This window comes from Psychrobacter sp. 1Y4, assembly GCF_051847555.1.
This window is the reverse complement of sequence record NZ_JBPYDE010000841.1, coordinates 1-598: the sequence shown is the minus strand read 5'-3', so window position 1 is coordinate 598 and position 598 is coordinate 1. Positions and strand designations below refer to the sequence as shown.

Sequence of the window (598 nt, the reverse complement as noted above, 5' to 3'; positions counted from 1 at the left end):
CAACGTACCAAGGTGCCACTTGCTTAGACTTAGCAGAGGTTTTACCACGGATCATATTGGCATTGATATGTTCACCATCACGCTGACGCAAATCTGCATCAATCTGTGTATTACCTTTGCTGTTCTGCTGCTGATAGCGTAGCGATAACCTGCCATTAAGGGTTTGCGGAGCATACGCTTTAAAATCAGCATAGTCATCAGGAATAGCACGGCGAATATCAAAGTTACTACCAGCCGCACGCAGCGTCGCATTAAAGCTATCTTTCCAACCTAATATACCCTGTATTACCAAACGGCCAGATGGAACGTCAGCTTCTAAACGATCAATACGCAACTGACTGTCTGCAATGACCGCGCGCCCTTGATAATGACCAGACGGGATGTCTTTGGCAGTCAATTCTGTGTTGATGCGAAGTCGTATCTCGGAGATGACCCCTGATGCAGTCGCCATACCACTTTGCAGACGAATATTTTGGTCCTCTGCATAAGGGACCAAAATATCATCCCACTGTAGTTTTGCTTGAAACGGTGACCCTGTATCCAGCGCCTGAACGACAAAATCGCCACTAACATCGCTATCGTTGTAGCGGCTACGCAC

General features: G+C 47.2%; 1 pseudogene. It reads right to left on the bottom strand.

The annotated features are described in order from the left end of the window. A pseudogene (locus tag ACS8FC_RS19170) lies at positions 1-598 on the bottom strand (translocation/assembly module TamB domain-containing protein); the annotation flags it as partial.